At 61.4% G+C, this 5,626-nt stretch carries 4 protein-coding genes and 1 pseudogene; 2 read left to right on the forward strand and 3 right to left on the reverse strand.

Annotated elements, in window-relative coordinates; translation table 11 throughout:
• A pseudogene (locus tag AC1DRN_RS29540) lies at positions 1 to 165 on the reverse strand (IS110 family transposase); the annotation flags it as partial.
• A 212-nt stretch (positions 166 to 377) separates the two neighbouring features.
• On the opposite strand from AC1DRN_RS29540, the gene AC1DRN_RS29545 reads away from it, so the two are divergent.
• Together AC1DRN_RS29545 and AC1DRN_RS29550 are read left to right on the forward strand one after the other, a co-directional pair.
• Positions 378 to 935, forward strand: a complete 558-nt coding sequence (locus AC1DRN_RS29545; RefSeq protein ID WP_223461941.1) for a PQQ-dependent catabolism-associated CXXCW motif protein — start codon at positions 378 to 380, stop codon at positions 933 to 935.
• A 56-nt stretch (positions 936 to 991) separates the two neighbouring features.
• Entirely contained in the window at positions 992 to 1,657 is a 666-nt protein-coding gene (locus AC1DRN_RS29550) for a response regulator (protein ID WP_477786899.1), read from the forward strand.
• 110 nt (positions 1,658 to 1,767) lie between these two features.
• Here the strand turns inward: AC1DRN_RS29550 and nahK are convergent, their stop codons facing one another.
• Together nahK and nosP are read right to left on the reverse strand one after the other, a co-directional pair.
• Complete coding sequence (gene nahK / locus AC1DRN_RS29555; protein ID WP_223461943.1) at positions 1,768 to 4,401, reverse strand: hybrid sensor histidine kinase/response regulator NahK/ErcS'; 2,634 nt, start codon at positions 4,399 to 4,401, stop codon at positions 1,768 to 1,770.
• Positions 4,331 to 5,488 (reverse strand): nitric oxide-sensing protein NosP, encoded by a 1,158-nt coding sequence (gene nosP, locus AC1DRN_RS29560; protein ID WP_223461945.1) that lies wholly within the window; start codon positions 5,486 to 5,488, stop codon positions 4,331 to 4,333. The genes nahK and nosP overlap by 71 nt, the downstream gene beginning before the upstream one ends.
• Positions 5,489 to 5,626 lie beyond the last annotated feature (138 nt).

A 5,626-nucleotide genomic window follows, 5' to 3' on the forward strand; every position in this document is an offset into this window, starting at 1 on the left:
GCAGGCCTCCATCACGACAGTGCAGGGCTCAAGGTTCATCAGGTGCTGCATGAGCGCTACCCGATTGAATTTTTTGCGGTACAGCTCGTGACCACGATCATCCTGTGCATGTAGATGAAAGGTGTGTTTTCCCAGATCGATGGCGGCAATAGCTACTTTGCTCATGGCAATGATCTCCGATAAGCCCCCTGTGAAAGCTTAGTGGTCGATCACAGGGGGCGGCGGGGGTAGCCATTTCATTAGGGGATCTCCCACAGTTGATCTCCATTGAACATCGTGAAATTACTACTTTAGTACTGGTTTCCCTGTCTATCGTCGCATTCCCAACGCCCCCCCGACTGGCATGTAATAGGTCCATAACTATAAGGACTGAACCCATGCCACGTGCCCGACGTTGCCTGTTGCGCCCTGCTCTCGCCGCCCTGTCGCTGGGCCTGCTGCTGAGCACCGCGCAGGCCGACACTGCGCTGTTCTCCGCCGAGGGTTATCGCATCGGCCTGTACCGCAGCCCGACGCCGGAACAGCTGCAAGGCGCAACCATCGTCGACACCCCCGCCCTGCAAACCCTGCTCCGCCAAACCCCGCGTCCGGTGCTGATCGACGTCTACCGCCGTCAGTGGCTGCAAGGGCAATTCATCGAAGACCAGCCCCATGAAAACCTGCCCGGCAGCCACTGGCTGGCCAATACCGGGGACGGCGACCTGACGCCGCAATGGCAGGACTATTTCGCCGCCAACCTTAAAAAGCTGACCGCCGGCGACCCGACGCAACCGTTGGTCTTCTATTGCCGCTCCGACTGCTGGTTGAGCTGGAATGCGGTCAAGCGCGCAGCCACCATGGGCTACAAGACTCTGTATTGGTATCGCGATGGCCTGGACGCCTGGCAAGCGGCCAGGTTGCCGGTTTCGCCAGCCCGGCCCGAACCCTTTCCTTGAGCTTTACGCGTGCGTGTTGTTGCCACACCATAATCAAAATAATGAGGTGAAAGGCCATGTACAAAATCCTGATTGCCGACGATCACCCGCTGTTTCGCGAAGCCATCCACAACGTCATCAGCGACGGTTTTGCCGGCAGCGAAGTGATGGAAACCGCTGACCTGGACAGCGCCCTGGCCCTGACCCAGGAACACGACGACCTGGACCTGATCCTGCTCGACCTGAACATGCCCGGGATGCACGGGCTCAATGGCCTGATCAACCTGCGTAACGAAGCGCCGACCATTCCGGTGGTGATTGTCTCCGCCGAGCAAGACAAACAGATCGTGCTGCAAGCCATCACCTACGGTGCGGTGGGTTTCATCACCAAATCGTCACCCCGCGCCCAGATGACCGACGCCATCCAGCAGATTCTCAATGGCAATGTCTACCTGCCTCCGGRCATCATCCGCACCGCCAAAAGCAGCACCCACCGGCGCATGAATGACACCCCGAGCTTTCCGCCCGAACTGCTCCAGGCCCTGACCCGCAAGCAACTGCAGGTGCTGGAACGCATGACCAAGGGCGAATCGAACAAGCAGATCGCCTACACCCTGGAAATCGCCGAGACCACGGTCAAGGCCCACGTCTCGGCGATCCTGCGCAAGCTCAACGTGCACAACCGGGTGCAGGCGATCCTGAGTGCCGGGGATATTGATTTCGGGTCTTATCTGCGGCGTTGAGTCAACAAGACCGCGTCGCTCTTATCGCGAGCAGGCTCACTCCTACAGGATTGCGATGTACCTGTAGGAGTGAGCCTGCTCGCGATAGCGGTGGCAAAAACGCCGAGATCTCAAGGCCGGCCAAGCAAATGACTCATCGCCGTCTTCAGCTTCATCGGCCGCACCGGTTTGTGCATCAGGGTGTGGCCCAGTTCGCGGATCTGCTGTTTGAGTTCATTGCTGTAGTTGGCCGTGATCATCATCGCCGGAATCGGTGAGGCACGACGGGCATTGATTCTTGCCACCGCATCGATACCGTTCCGGTCGTTGTCCAGGTGGTAGTCGGCGATCAGCAGGTCGGCCTCGGCGTGGTAATTGTCCACTTGCCGTGCCAGGTCCTCCTCCGACAGCGCCGTCACCACCTGGCACCCCCACCCCTCCAGCAAGGTGCGCATGCCGGCACAGATGGTCGCGTCGTTGTCCAGCACCCAGATCCGTGCACCCCGCAGGCGCTCGAGCATCGGCTCGCTCATCTGCAACGTCGGCGGCGGCTTCGGCGCGGTGGCGCTCAACGGGACTTCGACCGAGAACATTGAGCCCCGGCCCGGCCACGAGCGCACATCAATGCGATGCCCGAGAATGCCGGCGATTTTCTCGACAATCGCCAGGCCCAGGCCCAGACCGCGATCCTGATCCGGTCGCTGCACATCTCCGCGCTTGAACTCCTGGAAAATCTCCTCCAGGCGATGCTCGGCAATGCCCATGCCGCTGTCCCAGACTTCGATCGTCAGGCACTGATGATGCCGTCTGCAACCGAGCACCACTCGGCCACTGCAGGTATAGCGAATGGCATTGCTCAGCAGGTTGCGCAGAATCCGCGCCAGCAGCTGGATGTCGCTGCGCACCAGCGCCGAACAACTGATGAAGTGCAGTTGCAGGCCTTCACTGCGTGCCACCTGGGTGTATTCGGCGGCCAGGTTGTCCAGCAGTTCACTGAGGGCGAACGGCGTAATGTCGGCCTTGATCACCCCCGCATCGAGCTTGGAAATGTCCACCAGGGTGCCGAGCAGGTTCTCCACGTCTTCCAGGGAATTGCTCACGTTGCGCACCAGAATCTCGCTGGACATCGGCTCGCGCCGTTCCAGCAAGGCACTGGTAAACAGGCGCGCGGCATTCAACGGTTGCAGCAGGTCGTGGCTGACGGCGGCGAGGAACTTGGTTTTCGACAGGTTGGCCTGCTCGGCTTCCTGCTTGGCTTCGCGCAAGCGAGACTCGACCAGGCGCCGCTCATCGATCTCGCGCAGCAACTGGTCGTTGAGGGTGGTCAATTCCGCCGTGCGCTCGCGTACCCGCAGCTCCAGGTTCTGATAAGCCTGATGCAGCGCCTCCGCGGTGCGGCGGCGTTCGGTGATGTCGCGGATCAGCACGAAAATCCCCACCACCTCGCCACTGGCCAGACGGTTGGGCACATAGGAGCGCAGCATGTAACGCTCCTGGTTGTTGACGTTGGTTTCGGCGAACTCAAAGGTCACGCTCTCGCCGGCCAGTGCCCTGGCCACGTAGGACTCCAGCCGCTGGTAATGCTGTTCGCTGTGCACTTCGCGCAGGCTCTGGCCGAGCATCACGCCGCGGGGCCAGCAGTACCACTCTTCGTAGACCTTGTTGGTGAACTCGTAGACCAGATCGGCATTGAGGTAGGCAATCAATGCCGGTACGTGATCGGTGATCAGGCGAATCCAGTGTTCGCTTTCACTCAGCGCCTCAGCGTGCTGGTAGCGTTCGGTGATGTCGGTGTAGGTGTTGACGAAACCACCGGTAGGCAACGGATGGGTGCGGATTTCCAGGACCCGGCCATCGAACAGGCGCTGCTCACATTCGCGGACCGGTCGTCCATTGCCATCGCGACTGGCCGGAGTCAAAAGGTTCAATTCGCTGTCGGCGATCACTTCGGCAAACGGGCGATGGGCAGCCACCGGTGCCAGGCCGCTCAGCTCCAGGAAACGCCGGTTCCACAGCTCCAGAATGCCCTCGGCGCTGACCATCGCCACCCCTTGGGACAGATTGTCGACCGCCCGCTGCAACAGATGGGACTTCTGCGCCACCGCCTGCTCACGGCGTACGGTTTCGCTGAGTTTGACGTCGGTAATGTCGGTGAACAGAATCACCCGCCCACCTTCCTGGGTCGGCCGCTCGCTGACTTGCAGCCAGCGCCCGTTCTGCAGGCGGTAAAGCAGGTTTTCGTCGGCATGCCCGCGAGGTTCTTCGGTGAACAGGCCGTTGTTCATCATCAACCGCTTGACCTCGGTCAGGCGCATGCCGGCATTGATCCGCACCCGGCTGTTGCTCCAGAACGCCTTGAAGCGACTGTTGAACAGCACGATGCGCTGCTCGGCGTCGAACAGGACGAAGGCGTCGGATATGCTTTCGATGGCATCGATCAGGTGTTGATGCGCCGTTTCCGCGCGCAGGCGGGCTTCGCTGAGCAAATGATTACCGGCCTTGAGTTCGGCCATGGCCTGGTTCAGGGCATCGGTGCGTTCGCGCACTTGCTCGGCCAGCACCACCGAATGCTGGAACGCCGCGTACGGATCGTTGCCGCGGGTCACCCCGGACTCGACCCGTTCGATCAGCGCGCCATTGATGCGCTGCAGTTTATGGTTTTCCAGGCGCAGCCCGGCCAGTTCGGCCTGCAGCTCAGCGATGTCCTGGGGCACGGCCGCGGGCAATGGCAACGCCGGTGAAGGTCTGGTTGATATGCATGCCATTGAACTGTTCTCCATAGGTGTTGAAACCCATCACCCGTTGCTCACGCAAAAACGAGCCGATCTGATCGAGGCTGCCGTCGTCTTCGAGTTCCAGACGCCGCAGGAAACAGTCGCAACCGATGGTCAGCAGCAAATCGCCCAGGCGCTCCTGCAACCCCTCGAACAGGCTCTGCAGGTTCGGCAGCATCGGCCCCGGGGTCATGGCGGTGAGGACGATGCCGTTTTCCACGGCGCAGTAGAAACTCAGGCTCAGGTCCGGATGCACCTGCTGGATGGCCCGCACGTAGTACTGCTGGTTGATCCGCACCGCCAGCGGGTGCGCGGCGAAGACCCGGTGATCGAGTTGCGCCACCGGCACGCCGATGTGCCGGGCGTACTCGGCGGCGGCCGGCTCGGCATTGAGCTCGAAGACCCGGCGCAAGGTGCTGTCGGCCCCGGTAACCACCAGCTTCTCGGCGCGGGGCAGCACGTGGTGGGTGGTGAACACTTCGAAATCCAGCCAGGTGTTGACCAGCACCACCACGGCCGCGCCGCTGTGAAACTCGCCATCGAAGTACACATGGGTATGGGTCAGGTAGTTATCGTCGCCGGCCGAGCCGCCGAAATGCGGAATGTCGCCCAGTGCCGCGCTCAAGGCCGCCAGGACCATTTCTTCACGGCTGGACAGGCCATCGAGCAGGGTCAGGGCAAAGCTGTTGCCCTTGATCGGCGCCAGGGTGTTGCTGCGACAGCCACTGACCAGGCGCTCGACCATTTGCTGGGCGTCGATCAGGCTGAAGTGCTCCATCTGGTCGATCAGCTCGATGGCGATGGAAAAGTGCCGGTGATCGAAGCCCACCGCCGTCACGCAATTGCGCCCGTAGCCCAGCGGAGTGATTTCCCCGGCGCTGGTGCAGCCCGCCAGGCGAATGCCGCCGAAGCTTTGCTGCAAGGCCTGGCCCAGCGCCTGCAAGTCGTACTCGGCGGAACAGAAGAACAGCACGAACCCCAGGTGCGGATGCAACAACTGTCGTGCCAGTTCCTGCGCGACCTGCCGGGCATCGGTGGCCTGGGACATTGCACTGACGACGCCTTCGCTCTGCTGCATCCTTACCTCCCGCAGGTGCGTGTGTATGAGGCACGAGTGTACGAAGTCTGTGGGGGGCGACGAATGCTACTTGGGTAGCGGGTAACCGCTTCGATGGGATGAGAGAGTTAAAGCTCATACCTGTGGGAGCGAGCCTGC

The sequence above is a fragment of the Pseudomonas sp. P5_B3 genome, from assembly GCF_056400405.1.

Bases quoted from the DNA above. Each gene is read 5' to 3' on its own strand.
- AC1DRN_RS29545 (WP_223461941.1), top strand. From the start codon at position 378: ATGCCACGTGCCCGACGTTGCCTGTTGCGCCCTGCTCTCGCCGCCCTG.
- nosP (WP_223461945.1), bottom strand. From the start codon at position 5,488: ATGCAGCAGAGCGAAGGCGTCGTCAGTGCAATGTCCCAGGCCACCGAT.
- nahK (WP_223461943.1), bottom strand. From the start codon at position 4,401: ATGGCATGCATATCAACCAGACCTTCACCGGCGTTGCCATTGCCCGCG.